We start from the raw sequence: 17,048 nt of genomic DNA, 5'->3' as shown, positions 1-17,048 counted from the left end.
CCCGCTGCGCTCCAGACTGACCAGCAACCGGAATGCTGTGGGCATCCGGTGGATAACCGCCCGCCTGTCACCCGAAATCGCAACCCGCTTTAATGGCTCAATGGCCACATCGCGTGTCCGGGACACCGCACTGGGCTACGCGCTCGTCGGACCCAGCCTGTTCGGCGTCGTCACGTTCCTGTTGCTGCCGATGCTGGTGGTGGCCTGGCTCAGCCTGCACCGATGGGATTTGCTGGGTCCGATCAGCTATGTAGGGCTGAATAATTGGACGGCGGTGCTCACCGATTCGTCCTTCGCGACGTCACTGCTGGTCACGCTGTTGTTCGTCCTGTTGGTGGTACCGACTCAAACCGTGTTGGGACTGGTGGCGGCAACGCTGTTGGCCCGAGGCCTGCCCGGGAGTGGCTTCTTCCGCACCGTGTACGTACTGCCGTGGATCTGCGCGCCGCTGGCCATCGCGGTGTTGTGGCGCTGGATCCTGGCGCCCACCGACGGCGCGGTCAGCACGGTGCTGGGCCACCAGATCGACTGGCTCACCGATCCGGGCTTGGCACTGCCGCTGGTGTCGGCAGTGGTGATCTGGACCAACGTCGGATATGTCACGCTGTTCTTCCTGGCCGGGATCCTCAACATCCCCGAGGACGTGCACAACGCGGCCCGTACCGACGGCGCGAACTCCTGGCAACGGTTCCGCCACATCACCTTGCCGATGCTGCGACCCACGATGTTCTTCGTGCTGGTCACCGGAATCGTCAGCGCCGCCCAGGTATTCGACACCGTCTATGCCTTGACCTCGGGCGGCCCGCAGGGACGCACCGATCTCGTCGCGCATCGTATCTATGCCGAGGCATTCGGCGCGGCCGCCATCGGGCGCGCATCGGTGATGGCGATCGTGCTGTTCGTCCTGCTGGTCTGCTTCACCGTGGTCCAGCATCTCTACTTCCGCCGCCGGATCAGCTATGCCCTCACGTAACGTCGCGATCTACACCGTGCTGGTGCTGGGAGCGATCATCACCCTGCTGCCTTTCGGACTGGGGCTGCTCACGTCGTTCACCTCGGCACAACAGTTCAACACCGACTCGCCCTTGTCGCTGCCGAAACCACCAACGCTTCAGAACTACCTCGGCCTCGCCGACGCGGGCTTCGGCCGGGCCATCGTGGTGACCGCACTGATGACCGCCGTCATCCTGCTCGGACAGCTGGTGTTCTCCGTGCTGGCCGCCTACGCCTTTGCCCGGCTGGAGTTTCCGGGACGGGACGCGCTGTTCTGGGTGTACATCGCCACGCTGATGGTGCCCGCGACGGTGACGGTGGTGCCGCTGTATCTGATGATGGCCGAAGCCGGGCTGCGAAACACGTTCTGGGCCTTGGTGCTGCCGTTCGTGTTCGGCTCGCCGTATGCGATCTTCCTGCTACGGGAGTACTTCCGGTCCATCCCGGGCGACCTGATCAGTGCGGCCCGTCTCGATGGCGCCAACACTCTGGACGTGATCACCCATGTCGTGGTGCCGGTCAGCCGGCCGATCCTGGTGACTCTCGGGCTCATCACCGTGGTGACGCAATGGAACAACTTCCTGTGGCCGTTGGTGATCACCAGCGGAGGTAAGTGGCAGGTACTGACGGTCGCGACCGCGGGCCTGCAGAACCAGTACAACGCGCAATGGCCGCTGGTGATGGCCGCGACGACGGTAGCGATCGTGCCGTTGCTGGTGCTTTTCGTCGCGGCGTCACGCAACATCGTCCGTTCGATCGTCATCACAGGAATCAAATGACGCCCCGGTTCTCGACGCTGGCCGCCGCGGGCCTGGCGCTGACCATGGCGGTCCTCCTGGGGCTGGCCATGCTTCTGGGCCGCGATACCGAACCGTCGGGGCGCACCGTGGTGACCGTGCGGCTGTGGGATCAACAGGCCGCCGCGGCGTACCGGGAATCATTCGCCGAGTTCAGTCGTGAGCATCCCGACATCGAGGTGCACGTCAACACCGTGGCGTTCTCGTCGTACTTCGACACATTGCGCACCGACGTGGCCGGCGGCAGCGCCGACGACATCTTCTGGTTGTCCAATGCCTACTTCGCCGGTTACGCCGACGGCGGTCGGTTGATGGACATCGGGAAGACGTTGGGCCCCAACGCGGCCCGCGCCTGGGAGCCGTCGGTGGTCAGTCAATTCACCCGGAACGGTGCGCTGTGGGGCGTGCCGCAGCTGACCGACGCCGGCATCGCCGTGTTCTTCAACGCCGACCTGCTCGACGCCGCCGGGGTCGACCTCACCGAATTGCTCACGCTGCGTTGGTCGAACGGGCCCGACGACACGCTGCGCCCGCTGCTGGCCCGGCTCACCGTCGACGAGGACGGGCGCACTGCCGCCACCGACGGGTTCGATCCGACCCGGATCCGCCAGTGGGGCTACAACGCAGCCAACGACATGCAGGGTATTTACCTGAACTACATCGGGTCGGCCGGGGGTGTGTTCACTGTCGGCGACCGGTTCGCGTTCGACAATCCGCAGGCGGTCGAGGCGTTCACCTATCTGGTCGGGTTGATCAATACCGACCACGTCGCGCCGCCGGCCTCGGTCACCAACAGCAACGGTGACTTTTCCCGCAACACGTTCTTGCAGGGCCGGATGGCATTGTTCCAGTCCGGCACCTTCAACTTGGCGGCCATTGCCAACCAGGCACCGTTTCGCTGGGGCGTGGTGATGCTGCCCGAGGGACCCAAGGGCCGGGTGAGCGTCACCAATGGGATTGCCGCGGCGGCAAATTCGGCGACCAAGCATCCGGGCGCGGTACGGCAAGTACTGGAGTGGATGGGCAGCAAGCAGGGCAACGAATTCCTCGGGGCGCACGGCGCTGCAGTGCCTGCGGTACTCGCAGCTCAACCGGTCTACCACGACTATTGGAAGTCGCGGGGCGTCGACGTCAGCCCCTTCTTCCGGGTGTTGCGCGGACCACACGTCCCGGCACCGGGAGGCCCCGGGTTCCCCGCCGGATATCAGGCACTGCGACCCTATTTCGACGAGATGTTTCTGGGCCGCAAGGACGTCGCGTCCAGTCTGGCCGATGCGCAATGGGCCGCCAACGGAGCGGCGGCACGCTGACCGGCTAATTTGCTCCTCACGTGCGCTGGGCCCATTTGCTCCTCACGTGCGCTGGGCCCATTTGCTCCTCACGTGCGCTGGGCCCATTTGCTCCTCACGTGCGCGGCAAGCTGGTGCCGAGCACCGTCAGCTCCAACGCCAACGCACTGCCACACACCACGATCAGCACCGCGAACGCCACCCAGTCACGAGCCTTGGGCCGGGACGGCAGCGCCGAGATCTGGCCTGCGCCACCACGCGCAGTGATGGCGTCGCCCATCTCGTCGGCGCGACGCAGCGCCACAGTGACGGATGCCGCCAACAGGTCGATGACATCGCCCACTCGTTGCCGCCTGCGAGCCCGGAAGGACTCGGCCCGTTCCTTGGGTCGCAGCCGTCGCGCCGCATAGAGAGTGCGGAACTCGTCGATCAGCATCGGGAAGGCCCGCAGCGCCAACGCAATCGTCACCGCCCAGTCGTGCACCGGGACACCCACGAACCGCAGTGGACGGCCCAATGTCGCGACAGCGGGAGCGATATCGGCGACATTGGTGGTCCATGACACCAGGGCACCGAGGCCCAACAGGACGATCGACAACGCGGTGATGCGCAGGAAGTTGAGCAGCCCACCCAGGCCGATGTGCATCGACCCGACATCGACGATCGGGGCACCGCCGGCCAGTGTCGCGGTCGCCGCACCGAGCGCCAGCAGAATCCACAGCCAGAACGGCACCGACGGCACCGCGCCCCGCGGGATGTGCGCCAACCGGGCCACCACCAGCACCAGCACCGCGACGAATCCGATGGGCACCCAGCCGGGATAGAAGGTCAGCAGCACTCCGATACCGGCGACCGCCAGAAGCTTGGTGCCGGCCCACAGTTGGTGGATGACGCTGTCTCCGGGTATCGGACGCAGCAGCACCATGGGTCTGCGTTGTCCCCGGGTAGGTACGGTCACCGGGCACCTCCGGCCGCGGTGGGCGCCATCGCCAACACTCCCTCGCGTAGGTGCAAGGTGCGCGGGCAGAGGTCCTCCAAGCCCGAGAAGTCGTGCGAGATGACCACGACGGTCAGCCCCGTGTCACGCCGCAAATCCTCCAACAAACGCAGCAACCCGCGCTGGCTAGCCGCGTCCAGACCAGCCAACGGCTCGTCGAGGATGAGCGCACGCGGTGACCGGCCGAGCAGACCGGCCAGCACCACACGGCGCATCTGGCCGCCGGAGAGCTGGTCGATGCGGCGCTGGGCCAGTCCCGGATCCAGGCCGACAGCAGCCAGGGTCGCCGCAACGCGGGCCTGATCCTCGATCGGGAAACCTGCGGACGAGGCGATCTCCCGTTTGACATTGCTGCGCATCAACTGCAGGCGCGCCGCCTGGAACGACATCGCCACGGCGCCAACTTGACCGGACACCGGCGCACCGTCGAGTAGGCAGGCGCCATAGGTGGGCACGGTGAGTCCGGCCATGATCCAGGCAAGGGTGGACTTGCCGGATCCGTTGAGGCCGTGGATCAGAAGCCCGTCGCCTTCGTTGACGGTGAACGTGATGTCTCGCAAGGCCGTTTTGGCCCACGGAGTTCCGCTGGCGTACTCGTGCCCGACCGCCGTCAGTTCCAGCACGGGCGCACCGGATTCATGCCCGGGAATGGTGCCGGCGGGTACGGCGGCGGTCTGCACCATGTCGGTGTTGTCGGTCGTGCCGCCCAGGTTGATCGCTCGGTCGGCCGACGCCGCTTCGGCGTCGTAGTGGGTGATGTGCACGAGCGACATCTCGTGGTGGCGGGTCAGGCCCGACAGCACGGTCATCAAGGTGTCGCGGCCGTTCTGATCGACCATGCTGGTGACTTCGTCGGCGATGAGCAGGGCAGGTTCCCGCGCAAGCGCACCTGCAACGGCCAACCGCTGCAGTTCGCCTCCGGACAGGCCCCCTGTATCCCGGTCGGCCAGCCCGTCGAGGCCGACCTCGGTCAGCAACCGGTCCACATCCGTCGTCGTGCCGGGCGGGAGCCCCCACACCACATCGTCGGCGACCCGGGTACCGAGCACCTGACTTTCGGGGTGCTGCATGATCACCGCGGTTCCGCCGATGCGGCCCAGACCGACCGTGCCCGCGCGTTCGACTGTGCCCGCCGTGGGTTCGCGTCCCGCCAGTACCAGCATCAGAGTGGTCTTGCCGGAACCGTTGGGGCCGGTGACCGCGACATGTTCGCCTGGCCGCAGATCCATCGACACCGGGCCGAGTGCGTCGTGGTCGAGACCCGGGTACCGGAAACGGACATCGGCCAGCCGGGCTGGCACCGGCGCCACCGTGCCAGCCGCGGTGGCGGCGTCGAGTTTGTGGACGTCGGGAACACCGGCTAGTCGGGTCAGCACCCTCGACAGCGCCCACCAGCCCACCAAGCTGACGAAACAAATGCTGAATACCCCCGAGCCGAGGATCAGCACGGGCCAGTAGTCCAGCAGCGTGGCGAAGCCGTGCTTGAGCGGATCGGCGAAATCCCGCAGGACGGGGACGCGCGCCATGGCCACGGCCAGACCGTCGATATTGGCGGTCATCGACTCGAACGCGAGGACGCGCAACCGCGACAGCACGGTCATGGCCCCGACCAGCACCGCGCCGAACACCGCACCGGCGACGACGGCCGCCGCCAGCACCGTCGGCGTGCCGCGTCCGCGTCGTTTCACGATGCCGGTCAGCCCACCGATGTAGGCGCAGTTGACGACGGTCATGAAGCCACCCAGCCCGGCAATCAGAAAAGCGATGGTGGCGCCGGCGACGGTGGCCGCGAGCAGCACCCGCATCCGGTAGCGGTAAGCCAGCAGGCCCATCGGCACGGTGCCCAGCATCGACAGGCCTGCCGCGAACGGCACCACCACCGCAATGATGGCCGTGGCGGCACACAACGCCGCCATCACAGCAGACTGGGCGAGTTCCCCAGGGGTCAACGGACCCGCTGTCCGTGGCTGGATCGCCGATCCGGGAGCGGTCATTTCTCGATTCTGCCAGCCGGAATTGGTGTGGTCCGATGGCCGTGGTGTGACGGGGGGCACCAGAGAGCCCATAGACTACATAGAGAATCTATGTAACTATGGTTCTATGCCGACATCCATCGCGGAGGACACCGTGACACAACGCAAGAGCGAACTCGGTGCGGAATTGCTCTCTGTCGTGGCGCGGCTTAATCGCCTCGCCAACCAACGTACCCGGCTGCCACTGCCGTGGGCGCAGGCACGGCTACTGTCCACCATCGAGGATCAGGGCCAAGCCCGGATCTCCGATCTGGCCTACCTCGATCATTGCTCACAGCCGACGATGACGACCCAGGTGCGCCGACTCGAAGACGCCGGGCTGGTTTCACGCACCGCCGACCCCGGTGACGCCCGCGCTGTCCTGATCCGCATCACCGAAGAGGGTCGACGCACCCTCACCCAGGCCCGGCTCGATCGAGCTGCCGCGATCAACCCGCGGCTCGATCGCCTGGCTCCCGAGGACCGCCAGACCCTGGCGGCCGCCGTGGACGTCATCCGGCGGCTTCTCGAGGACCGTGACCCGGCCGACGACAACTAGCACCGAACCGACAACAGACAGGAGTGATCGCCCAGATGTGGCGCCAACCCAAGGCCGTGTGGGCCGTAGCCTTCGCCTCCGTCGTTGCTTTCATGGGCATCGGACTGGTGGACCCGATCCTCAAACCGATCGCCGACAATCTCAACGCCTCACCGTCGCAGGTGTCACTGCTGTTCACCAGCTATATGGCAGTGATGGGCGTGGCGATGTTGATCACCGGAGTGGTGTCGAGCCGGATCGGGCCGAAACGCACGCTGCTACTTGGCCTGGTCATCATCATCGCCGGTGCGGGACTGGCCGGCATGAGCGACACGGTCATGCAGATCGTCGGCTGGCGAGCCCTGTGGGGACTGGGTAACGCCCTGTTCATCGCCACCGCACTGGCCACTATCGTCAACTCCGCCAAAGGCTCCGTGGCGCAAGCCATCATCCTCTATGAAGCCGCGCTGGGCCTGGGCATCGCCGTCGGACCGCTGGTCGGCGGCGTGCTGGGGTCGATCTCCTGGCGCGGCCCGTTCTTCGGAGTGTCGGCGTTGATGGCGTTCGCCCTGGTGATCACCGCCTTCCTGCTGCCGACCACCCCGCGAGCCGAACGCGCGACCACACTGGCCGACCCGTTCCGGGCGCTGCGTCACCGAGGACTGCTCGGAGTATCGATCACCGCGCTGCTGTACAACTTCGGCTTCTTCACCCTGCTGGCGTTCACCCCGTTCCCCCTGGACATGACGGCACATGAGATCGGCCTGATCTTCTTCGGCTGGGGCTTGGCGCTGGCCTTCACTTCGGTGGTGGTGGCGCCGCGGCTGCAGCACCGGTTCGGCACGGTACGGGTACTTATCCTCAACCTGATCGCCTTCACCGCGGTGCTGACTGCGATGGCGGTGTGGACGGATTCCAAGGCCGTGCTGGCAACGGGTGTCGTCGTCGCGGGCCTGTTCATCGGTGTCAACAACACCCTGATCACCGAGACCGTGATGAAAGCCGCGCCGGTGGAGCGCGGCGTGGCCTCGGCGGCCTACAGCTTCCTGCGGTTCAGCGGTGCGGCCGTCGCGCCATGGCTGGCCGGGCTGCTCGGCGAGCAGGTCAGCGTGCACCTGCCGTACTGGGTGGGCGCCGCCGCCGTACTCGCCGGTGCAGCCGTGCTCTTCGCGACCCGCTCATATCTGCGCCACCTCGATGACGAGCACGCCATCGAGGATGAGCTCGACGAGCTCACCGACGAGGCGACCGCAGTCACCGTGGGCAACGACAGCTAGGTCTTCTCTTCGTCGAGATCGACGCCAGGGTTGCGATAGCGCGAAAACAACGACCCTGGTGTCGATCTCGACGTTCTTTTTGTTGCACGCACGCTACCGTCGGGTATGACCTCCACTGCCGAGCATCTGCGAAACACGCTGGACGGGCGCTGGCGAGACACCAAGAACGCCATGCGGGCCAATCTGGCGGACGAAAAGTTCCGGCCGCACTATATGCCCAACACCGCCATCGCACGGGCCAAGGTCGCCGAGCAACTCAAGATCATGGCGGCCGCAGGAGCCGCTGAGGACGGGTTCCGCAAGGAGTACGGCGGCAATGGCGACGTCGGCGCCGCGATCAGCAGCATCGAGATGCTCGCTATGTCCGACCTATCGCTCATGGTCAAGGCAGGCGTGCAGTGGGGCCTGTTCGGTGGTGCCATCGAGAACCTCGGCACCGAGCGACACCACAAGGCCTATGTGCGCCGGCTCATCGACCTCGACCTGCTGGGCTGTTTCGCCATGACCGAGACCGGCCACGGCAGCGACGTGCAGTCCCTGGAGACCACGGCGACCTACGATCCCGAGACCGAAGAGTTCGTGATCCACTCCCCTACCCCGACAGCGCGCAAGGACTACATCGGTGGTGCCGCCGAGACTGCAAGGGTCGCAGCGGTTTTCGCACAGCTCATCACCCCGGACGGGGTGAGCCACGGGGTGCACTGCTTCGTGGTGCCGATCCGCGACGACATGGGCAACGACATGCCCGGCGTGACGACGTCGGACTGCCACTACAAGGGTGGCCTACCCGGCGTCGACAACGGCCGCATCGTGTTCGACCACGTGCGGGTGCCGCGAGAGAACCTGCTCAACCGCTACGCCGACGTCGCGCCCGACGGCACCTACAGTTCACCGATCGAAAACCCCGGCCGCCGCTTCTTCACCATGCTCGGCACGCTGATCCGCGGTCGCGTCACCGTCGGCGGCAGCGCGGCAGCGGCGGCCCGCGTCGCCCTCGACATCGCCACGCGATATGCGTTGGAACGCAGGCAGTTCGAGGCACCCAAGAGCGACAACGAGGTGCTGATCATGGACTACCTGGTGCATCAACGCCGGCTGTTGCCGCTGATCGCCAAGTCCTATGCACTGCAGTTCGCGCAGAACGAATTGGTGTCCAAGTGCCACGAACTGCAAACCTCGGACAACCCGGACGCCGAGGAGCAGCGCGAACTGGAGGCGCGCGCGGCAGGACTGAAAGCCGCCAACACCTGGCACGCCAGCAAGGCCATCCAGGAAGCGCGCGAAGCATGCGGTGGCGCAGGCTATCTCGCGGAGAACCGGCTGATCGCACTGCGTGCCGACACCGACGTGTTCACCACGTTCGAGGGGGACAACCACGTACTGACCCAGCTGGTGGCCAAGGAGCTCCTGACCGCCTACGCCGACGACATCAAGGGCATGAGCCCGGTGGAATGGGTGCGGTTCGCCGCCAACTTCGCCGGCGAGCGGGTGCTCAAGCGCACCTCGGCGGAAACCATCATCCAGACCGTGCTGGACAGCCGCCAGGACAACGAGGAGGAAGGCAGCCTGTTCAACCGCGGTACCCAGGTCAAGATGTTCGAGGACCGCGAGGAATACCTGCTCTCGACGCTGGCCCGCCGGTTGCAGGGCAAGGCCAAGGAGATGAGCGCGTTCGACGCGTTCAACGCCGTGCAGGACCACGTGCTGCATGCCGCGTCGGCGCACATCGACCGCGTGATCCTGGAGGCGTTCGTCGCCGGCATCGCCGCGTGCGAGGACGACACTGCGCGCGAACTGCTGGAAGATGTCTGCGACCTGTACGCGCTGTCGGTCATCGAGGACGACAAGGCCTGGTTCATCGAGCACCGCTACCTGTCCACCGAACGCGCGAAGGCCGTCACCCGGGGCATCAACGAGCGCTGCCGCACCCTGCGGCCGCACGCCGAAACCCTCGTCGACGGTTTCGGTATACCCGAGCAACTGCGTTACGCAGCAATGCTCGATCCGGCCGAGCTGGTCAACGGCTAAGGCTGGTCAACGGCTAAGGGTTGGGCGGTAGCGGGTCGACGGCCTGCAGCTTGCCGTCGTCACCGATCCGGAACCGCACCGTCGCGATACCGGTGGGTGCCTTGGGCGAATCCTGCCCCTGCTGCCACTGGTAGTTGACCACCACGGTGTCATCGGCATTGGTCACCACGTTGATGTACGGGCGCGGCTGCGGGGTGGCCGGGCCCAGCGGCGTCTGCCGGTCGAAGAACAGCAACTGGCCGACACTGTTGGGCTGCGGATTCTGCTGCCCAACCTGCACCCAGTACAGCCGGCAGTTAGCGGTGTGGCCATCCCTGACCTGAGTCCACTGCGCCCCGGCTTCGGGGTTGGGCAGGTTGGCGATCGCCTGGGCGACAGCGTCGGCGCTGGGGCCGTCCGTCGGTTTGCAGGTGTCCGGTTTCGGCGGCGGCGCCGAAGACGGACTCCAGCCGCAACCGGCCGTGACGAGCCCGACGAACATGGCGGTGGCGATCAGCCGAGGATGCACGCCACGAGCCTAGCCAATCCTGAGCAATTCCTGGGCGGTGTGCGTAGGCGTCGTCACGCACCCGATGAGCGTGTCGCGGGCCCTCGTTACCTGCCCACAATTCGCACAGATCACTTACAGTGACGGCCGACACCGACCGAAGGAGATGTGATGGCCTGGTTCCTCGCAATGGAAGGACCATTCAACAAGGCTGTGCTGTACCAACTGCAGGAGTCGGCTGACGTCGACAAGATCGCCGAAGAATTGGCCAGTGCCGCCACGCTGGACCGCGCGGTGCCCGTTCCGGCCGTACTGCAGAACACCCGCCGGGAGGTGACGGTGTATATCCGGCCGGCCGCATGGGGCGTGTGGACCTTGTACCAACTCACCGATGAGGAACGTCAGGCCCTGGCCTCAGCCGCCAACCCGTTGATGGAAGCTCTCGCCCAGGCTGCGCGACAACAGCAGCAGGGCAAGAAATAAGGAGAATGTTGCTCCCCCGATTGGACTCGAACCAATAACCGCCCGATTAACAGTCGGGAGCTCTGCCAATTGAGCTACAGGGGACTACTTTCTGCGGCAAGTCCGCGCGGAGCTTGCTCCGTGCGGGCCGAGCGTTGACTCTAGCCTACAGACCACCGCCGCCGCCAATGCGCTCCCGGACCGGCGCGTCGGCGCGGCGGTGAGGCAGGATGGAAGTACACATTCGCCGTCTGGGAGGAACGCCGTGATCCGCTACGCCGCCGTGATCGCCGTCGGCTATGTACTGGGTGCCAAGGCGGGCCGACGCCGCTACGAGCAGATCGCGAACACCTATCGCGCGGTGACCGGCAATCCCGCGACCAAGGCCGTGCTCGATGCCGGCCGCCGGACCATCGCCAAGCGCGTGTCCCCGGACCCGCAGTTCGTGACGATGACCCCTATAGATGCGGAAACGTCGGTGCTCTCCATGGAGAACACCGACGCTTCGAAAAAGCGCGACTGGAGCTCGAGCTAGCCGATGCCTTGGTTGATGGTGGTACCCGGCATCAGCGGCCCGCTGTACACACCGCCACTTCCCCCGGCTCCGACCCACGGCGTTCCGACTTGGGTGGACTGGCCATTCGAGTAGGACAGGCACTTACCGTCCTCCTTGTTCCCGAACCAGGCCAGGCAAGCCGGACCCGCAGTCACAGTCTGCTGGCTCAGGAATGCCGGAGCGGCCACCGAAGCGGCTGCCGCCACCACGAAAGCGCCGACAGCGACAAACCGCCGCGTCGGGGTGCTGATCAGTTTCACCAGGGTTGCCTTTCTCGCCTCGCCCACGGTCGACAGTGCGTTCACCATATCGTGATGTGAGCGATCACGCAGTCAGGTCGTCACCACTGGCTTGTTCCAGCAGGCTGCGGCGGTATGACTCCATCGCCACCAGGTCACCGAACAGCGCGTGGTATTCATCGCCCTGCTCGACCGGCGACATGCGCTGCAACTTGGATTTGACCTCGGCGATCTGCCGCCCGACCCACACCTCCTGCAGCCGCGCCAGCACGCTGCCGACGTAACGCGGCAGTTGCTCGTCATCCTCGACGTTGATGGCTTCCACGCCGAGTTCGTTGACCAGACTGGCCGCCGCCGGCGAGTTGGTCTGCTCGCGGACGACTTCGATCCACTGCGCGCCCGAGAGCCCGGACGCCGCACCCCCGGCCGCCTCGATCGCGGCCCGCACCGCGGCGTAGCCGGGATGGGTGAAGCTCTCGGTGGTCAAAGAGTCGAACACGGGACCGGCCAGGCCGGGGTACTGCAACCCCGCCTTGAGCGCCTCGCGTTGCGGCCACAACGTCGGGTCCGCGGGGTTCGGCCGCTGCACGGGCGGCGCCGCAGCAGCCTTCGGGCGTGCCTGGGGTTCGACGGCGGCGCGTCGCCCCCCCTTTGCTGCTTCCTCACGGACCCGCTTGACGACCTGGGGAATGTTCGGCCACCCGACCCAGGAATCGGCAAGTTTTGTCGCATAGCCGTCGCGTAAGGATGGATCTCTGATCTTCCCCAAGAGCGGAACGGTCTGACGTAAACCTTCGACTCGCCCTTCTTCGGTATCCAGATCGAATCGCAAGAGGATGGACCGAACCGCATACTCGAACATCGGCTGCCGTTTTGCGACAAGCTCGCGCAGCGCCGCGTCACCCTTCTTCAGGCGCAAATCACACGGGTCCAATCCGCCCTCCGCCACGGCAACAAAGGACTTGCCTGCGACCTGTTGGTCTCCATCGAAGGCCTTCAGCGCAGCCGCTTGCCCGGCGGCATCGCCATCGAAGACGAATATCAATTCACCTTGATACCAGTTGTCGTCCATCATGAGTCGCCGCAGCATGGACAGGTGCTGGTCGCCGAACGCGGTGCCGCACGAGGCCACCGCGGTGGTGACGCCGGCCATGTGCATGGCCATCACATCGGTGTAGCCCTCGACGACTACAGCCTGGTGTCCCTTGGCGATATCGCGTTTGGCCCGGTCGAGCCCGAAGAGCACCTGCGACTTCTTGTACAGCACGGTTTCGGGGGTGTTGACGTACTTCGCCTGGTTCTGATCGTCGTCGAACAACCGGCGCGCACCGAACCCGATGGTCTCCCCCGACGACACCCGGATCGGCCACAGCAGACGCCGGTGGAAGCGATCCATCGGCCCGCGCTTACCTTCCCGGCTGAGCCCGGCGGCTTCCAGTTCCTTGAACTCAAAACCTTTGCGCAGCAAGTGTTTTGTCAACTTGTCCCAACCCGACGGGGCGAACCCGCAGCCGAACTGCGCGGCCGCCGCGGCATCGAAGTTGCGTTCGGTCAGGTACTTGCGCGCCTCGGCGGCTTCTTCGGATGCCAGCGCCTCGGCGTAGAACTCCTGCGCGGCGGCGTTGGCGGCCAGCAGCCGGCTGCGGCTGCCACGGTCGCGTTGCACGTTGGTGGTGGAGGCACCGGTGTAGGTGACGGTGTAGCCGACGCGGTCCGCGAGCAACTCGACCGCCTCGACGAAGCTGATGTGCTCGATCTTCTGGATGAAGGCGTAGACGTCACCGCCTTCGCCGCAGCCGAAGCAGTGGAAGTGGCCGTGGTTGGGCCTGACGTGGAACGACGGCGACTTCTCATCGTGGAACGGGCACAGGCCCTTCATCGAGTCGGCTCCGGCGCGGCGCAGCTGAACATAGTCGCCGACGACGTCCTCGATGCGGATTTTTTCGCGGATGGCCGCGATATCGCGATCAGGAATCCGGCCGGCCACCGGCTCAGTCTATGCGGCGGTGAAGGCCATTTTTTTCGGGATCGAACGGGCTCAGCCCAGTGGACGGGGTGATCGCGCCTCATGGACGCGCTCCAGCCGACTCTCGGTGTAGGACGCGATCTGATCGATGACCACCCGCAGCCTGGCCCCGTCATCATTCGCCGCGATGAACTCCGGTGCGAACAGCGGGTCGAGGCTGACCGGGGCCTGAGCCCACAACGCCAGGGCGACCTCGTGGATGAGAGTGCGCTGGTCGGTCTGGATCTGCAGGTGCTGGTGGTCGGACATGATGAACTGCAGCGCCAGCATCTTCAACACCGCCACCTCGGCGCGCACCATGACGGGCACCGCCAGGTCGGTGTCGAAGCGTCGCAGCGGGCCGGCGCCGGCGGCCTCCCGGGTCTCGGTGATGGCGACGTTGGCGAACCGGCCGACGAGCTCGCTGGTGAGCCGCTTGAGTGCAACCGACGCCGCCAAGGTGCCGTCGTACTTCCCCACCCCCGTCACCACCGGCATCCGCGACAGCCGGTCGGCAGCCGCCAGCAGATCGTCATGGCTCAGGACCGGAAACGACTTGGCACCCAAGCGGGCCAGCGAGGCGGCCGCGTCGGCGTCGGCAAGTACCCGCAGATCGATGCGCCCGGAGATCACGCCGTCTTCCACGTCGTGCACCGAATAGGCGACGTCGTCGGCCCAGTCCATGACCTGCGCTTCCAGGCACGGGCGTTCGGCGGGTGCGCCGTCGCGCACCCATGCGGCCGCCTGCGCGTCATCGTCGTAGAACCCGAACTTCTTGCGCCCGCCATAGCGCTGCCACGGGTACTTGGTCACCGCGTCCAGCGAGGCCCGGGTCAGATTCAGTCCAGCGGAACGACCTTCGCTGTCAAGGGCTTTGGGTTCCAGCCGGGTGAGGATGCGGAAGTTCTGCGCGTTGCCCTCGAATCCACCGAAGGATTGCGCGATCTCGTTGAGCGCGCGTTCGCCGTTGTGCCCGTACGGCGGATGGCCGATGTCATGGGCCAGCCCGGCCAGGTCCACGAGGTCGGAGTCGCAGCCGAGCCCGATCGCCATGCCGCGGCCGATCTGGGCCACTTCGAGGGAATGGGTGAGCCGAGTGCGGGGCGTCTCGCTCTGCCGCGGCCCGACGACCTGGGTCTTGTCGGCCAACCGACGCAGGGCCGCGCTGTGCAGCACTCTGGCTCGGTCCCTGGCGAAATCGGTGCGGTGCACGCTGTCGGTTCCGGGCAGGGCGGCAGCCTTCGGCGCTTCGACCACTAGGCGTTCCCGGTCGAAGTCGTCGTAGGGGTCGTACCCGTCGTCGTTCACCGAGGCACAGTCTGCCAGGACGCAGCAGCAACATCGTGCCGCACATTAGATTGACCGTCATGCGCATCGCCCGTCTGCTGCCCATGCTGCTCGCAATCCTCATGGCAGGGCTGCTCGTGGCCCCGAGTGCCGGTGCCGAGCCGCCGCTGCGGCTGGCCACCCAGCTCACCGACAATGCGGGGGCGCTCTCACCGCAGCAGCGCGCCGATGTGCTCAGCGCGCTCGACAAGCTTTACAACGAACGCCGCATCAAGCTGTGGGTGGTTTTCGTCGAGGACTTCTCCGGGCAGAACGCGCTCGGATGGGCCCAGCGCACGATGACGATGAGCGATTTCGGTGACGACGACGCCCTGTTGGCGGTGGCCACCGTAGACCGTGCGTTCGCCTTCCAGGTGCCCTCGACCATCACCAACATCAGCTCCTCGGAGGCCGACGACATCCGGCGCAGCAGCATCACCCCCGCGCTGCGTCGTGATGACTGGGCGGGCGCGGCGATCGCGGCAGCCAATCGGTTGAATACCGAACCACAAGCGGCGTCCGGTATCTCGTGGCCGGCGTTGGTGATCGCCCTCGGCGTGGTGCTGGTGCTGGCCGGGCTGCTGTGGTGGTGGTCGGCGCGGCGAAGGGCCAAGCGCCACAAGGCCGAATTCGAGGCGGCCAAGCGGGTTGACCCCACCGACCCGAATGCGTTGGCCACGGTGCCGCTCGACGCTCTCGACGAACTCTCCCGTTCGATCGTCGTCGACGTCGACAACGCGGTACGCACCAGTGCCGCCGAATTGCAGCTGGCGGTCGAGGAATTCGGCCCCAGGCAGACCGAAGAGTTCAGCCGAGCCGTCGCGAACGCGAAAACCGCGTTGGCCCAGGCGTTCAACGTGCGCCAGATCCTCGATGACGCAATACCCGAGACGCCGCTGCAGCGACGCGACCTGCTGACCCGCGTTGTGGTGGCGGCAGCGAAAGCCGACCGCGAGCTCGATGCCCAGAGCACGGCCTTCGACCAGTTGCGAGACCTGGTGATCAATGCCCCGGCGCGGTTGGACGACATGACCCAGCAGGTGGTCGATCTGACCGCGCGCATGACGCCGTCGCAGCAGACGTTGGATGCACTGCACCAGCAGTTCGACGCGCATGCATTGAGTGCCGTCGCAGGCAACGTCGATGCGGCCAAGGAACGGTTGGCCTTCGCCGACCGCAGCATCGCGTCGGCGCGCAGTCTGGTGTCCCGTCCCGCCACCGACCAGACCGCGCTGGTGGATGCCGTGCGCGCCGCGGAGTCCGCGCTGGGGCAGGCTCGCACTCTGCTCGACGCGGTGGACAGCGCCGCGAGCGACATCAACCGGGCGATTGCCGGGCTGCCCGCGGCGATCACCGATATCAACAACGGCATCAGTCAGGCCACGGCTCTGCTCAGCGATCCGGCGACGCCGCAGCCCGCCGAGCTGACCGCCGCACGCGACGCGGCCGCCAAAGCTGCCGACGACGCCACCACCAACGGCGCGGCCGATCCGCTCGGCACATTCACGCGGCTGACCAAAGCCGACGCCGACCTGGACCAACTGCTGGCCAGCGTGCACGCTCAGCGCGAGGCCGCCGAGCGGCTGGCGCGCGCCCTGGACCAGGCGATCGAAACGGCGCGGTCCCGGATCAAAGCCGTGTCCGACTTCATCGATACCCGGCGCGGCAGCATCGGGCCCGAGGCCCGCACCCGGCTCGCCGAAGCCAACCGGCAGCTGGAGGCCGCCCTGGCCAAGCGCGGCGAGAACCCGAATGAGGCGGTCGCGCACGCCAATGGCGCATCGACGCTGGCCGCACAGGCGCAGGGGCTGGCCAATGACGATGTCCGCGCCGCACAGCGTTCCTACGCCTCGCAGTACGGCGGTGGTGGATCGGACATGGGTGCGGTGCTGGGCGGCATCATCATCGGCAATGTGCTGCGCGGAGGGCTCGGGGGCGGCTACGGAGGCGGCCGCAGCATGGGCCGGCCGACGTCCTACGGCGGCGCGTCACGCTCGTCGGGCCGCAGTTACAGCGGCGGTAGCGGCCGGTTCTGACACCCG

15 protein-coding genes and 1 tRNA gene are annotated in these 17,048 nt (G+C 66.4%); 9 read left to right on the top strand and 7 right to left on the bottom strand.

Annotated features, from left to right (window positions below; all coding sequences use genetic code 11):
• Positions 1-100: 100 nt before the first annotated feature.
• The 3 genes from H276_RS0103405 to H276_RS0103395 are packed head-to-tail and all read left to right on the top strand — an operon-like array spanning position 101 to position 3,100.
• Positions 101-973 (top strand): carbohydrate ABC transporter permease, encoded by an 873-nt coding sequence (locus H276_RS0103405; protein ID WP_019969902.1) that lies wholly within the window; start codon positions 101-103, stop codon positions 971-973.
• Complete coding sequence (locus H276_RS0103400; RefSeq protein WP_019969901.1) at positions 960-1,772, top strand: carbohydrate ABC transporter permease; 813 nt, start codon at positions 960-962, stop codon at positions 1,770-1,772. The genes H276_RS0103405 and H276_RS0103400 overlap by 14 nt, the downstream gene beginning before the upstream one ends.
• Positions 1,769-3,100 carry a sugar ABC transporter substrate-binding protein gene (locus tag H276_RS0103395; RefSeq protein ID WP_019969900.1) on the top strand — a complete coding sequence of 444 codons (1,332 nt, stop codon included), beginning with the start codon at positions 1,769-1,771 and terminating at the stop codon, positions 3,098-3,100. Before H276_RS0103400 ends, H276_RS0103395 begins: the two co-directional genes overlap by 4 nt.
• Positions 3,101-3,194: 94 nt before the next feature.
• Here H276_RS0103395 and H276_RS0103390 read toward each other — a convergent pair whose 3' ends face one another.
• Both H276_RS0103390 and H276_RS0103385 read right to left on the bottom strand, forming a co-directional pair.
• Positions 3,195-4,004 (bottom strand): CbiQ family ECF transporter T component, encoded by an 810-nt coding sequence (locus tag H276_RS0103390; protein WP_019969899.1) that lies wholly within the window; start codon positions 4,002-4,004, stop codon positions 3,195-3,197.
• A 29-nt stretch (positions 4,005-4,033) separates the two neighbouring features.
• The gene (locus H276_RS0103385) at positions 4,034-6,070 is read right to left on the bottom strand and encodes an ATP-binding cassette domain-containing protein (RefSeq protein ID WP_026356540.1); all 2,037 of its coding nucleotides are present in this window, start codon (positions 6,068-6,070) and stop codon (positions 4,034-4,036) included.
• A 106-nt stretch (positions 6,071-6,176) separates the two neighbouring features.
• On the opposite strand from H276_RS0103385, the gene H276_RS0103380 reads away from it, so the two are divergent.
• The 3 genes from H276_RS0103380 (at position 6,177) to H276_RS0103370 (ending at position 9,931) form a co-directional block, all read left to right on the top strand.
• Positions 6,177-6,647 (top strand): MarR family winged helix-turn-helix transcriptional regulator, encoded by a 471-nt coding sequence (locus H276_RS0103380; RefSeq protein WP_019969897.1) that lies wholly within the window; start codon positions 6,177-6,179, stop codon positions 6,645-6,647.
• Positions 6,648-6,682: 35 nt separating this feature from the next.
• A complete protein-coding gene (locus tag H276_RS0103375) occupies positions 6,683-7,903 on the top strand; it encodes an MFS transporter (RefSeq protein ID WP_026356538.1) in 1,221 nt (406 codons plus the stop codon).
• A gap of 105 nt (positions 7,904-8,008) precedes the next feature.
• Positions 8,009-9,931 (top strand): acyl-CoA dehydrogenase, encoded by a 1,923-nt coding sequence (locus H276_RS0103370; protein WP_019969895.1) that lies wholly within the window; start codon positions 8,009-8,011, stop codon positions 9,929-9,931.
• Between the two features lie 13 nt (positions 9,932-9,944).
• Here the strand turns inward: H276_RS0103370 and H276_RS0103365 are convergent, their stop codons facing one another.
• Positions 9,945-10,412, bottom strand: a complete 468-nt coding sequence (locus H276_RS0103365) for an LppP/LprE family lipoprotein (protein WP_036460590.1) — start codon at positions 10,410-10,412, stop codon at positions 9,945-9,947.
• 177 nt (positions 10,413-10,589) lie between these two features.
• On the opposite strand from H276_RS0103365, the gene H276_RS0103360 reads away from it, so the two are divergent.
• Positions 10,590-10,901 (top strand): hypothetical protein, encoded by a 312-nt coding sequence (locus H276_RS0103360; RefSeq protein WP_019969893.1) that lies wholly within the window; start codon positions 10,590-10,592, stop codon positions 10,899-10,901.
• Between the two features lie 11 nt (positions 10,902-10,912).
• Here H276_RS0103360 and H276_RS0103355 read toward each other — a convergent pair.
• Positions 10,913-10,985 (bottom strand) — tRNA-Asn (locus tag H276_RS0103355).
• 160 nt (positions 10,986-11,145) lie between these two features.
• Between H276_RS0103355 and H276_RS0103350 the strand changes: the two genes are divergently transcribed.
• Positions 11,146-11,415, top strand: a complete 270-nt coding sequence (locus H276_RS0103350) for a hypothetical protein (RefSeq protein WP_019969892.1) — start codon at positions 11,146-11,148, stop codon at positions 11,413-11,415.
• Here the strand turns inward: H276_RS0103350 and H276_RS0103345 are convergent.
• From H276_RS0103345 to H276_RS0103335, 3 genes are read right to left on the bottom strand one after another with little or no spacing between them, the layout of a single operon-like run.
• Positions 11,412-11,744, bottom strand: a complete 333-nt coding sequence (locus H276_RS0103345) for a hypothetical protein (RefSeq protein WP_019969891.1) — start codon at positions 11,742-11,744, stop codon at positions 11,412-11,414. The genes H276_RS0103350 and H276_RS0103345 overlap by 4 nt on opposite strands.
• Before the next feature lie 16 nt (positions 11,745-11,760).
• Positions 11,761-13,662, bottom strand: coding sequence for a DNA primase (gene dnaG / locus H276_RS0103340; protein WP_019969890.1), 1,902 nt, complete (start codon positions 13,660-13,662; stop codon positions 11,761-11,763).
• A gap of 51 nt (positions 13,663-13,713) precedes the next feature.
• Positions 13,714-14,988 (bottom strand): deoxyguanosinetriphosphate triphosphohydrolase, encoded by a 1,275-nt coding sequence (locus H276_RS0103335; RefSeq protein WP_019969889.1) that lies wholly within the window; start codon positions 14,986-14,988, stop codon positions 13,714-13,716.
• 59 nt (positions 14,989-15,047) lie between these two features.
• On the opposite strand from H276_RS0103335, the gene H276_RS0103330 reads away from it, so the two are divergent.
• Positions 15,048-17,042: a TPM domain-containing protein gene (locus H276_RS0103330; protein ID WP_019969888.1), complete on the top strand. Its 1,995-nt coding sequence runs from the start codon at positions 15,048-15,050 to the stop codon at positions 17,040-17,042.
• Positions 17,043-17,048 lie beyond the last annotated feature (6 nt).

Origin of the sequence: Mycobacterium sp. 141, from assembly GCF_000382405.1 — a bacterium.
Taxonomy (GTDB): Bacteria; Actinomycetota; Actinomycetes; order Mycobacteriales; family Mycobacteriaceae; genus Mycobacterium.
The sequence above is the reverse complement of the archived record's forward strand: the minus strand, read 5'-3'. Positions and strand labels throughout refer to the sequence as shown.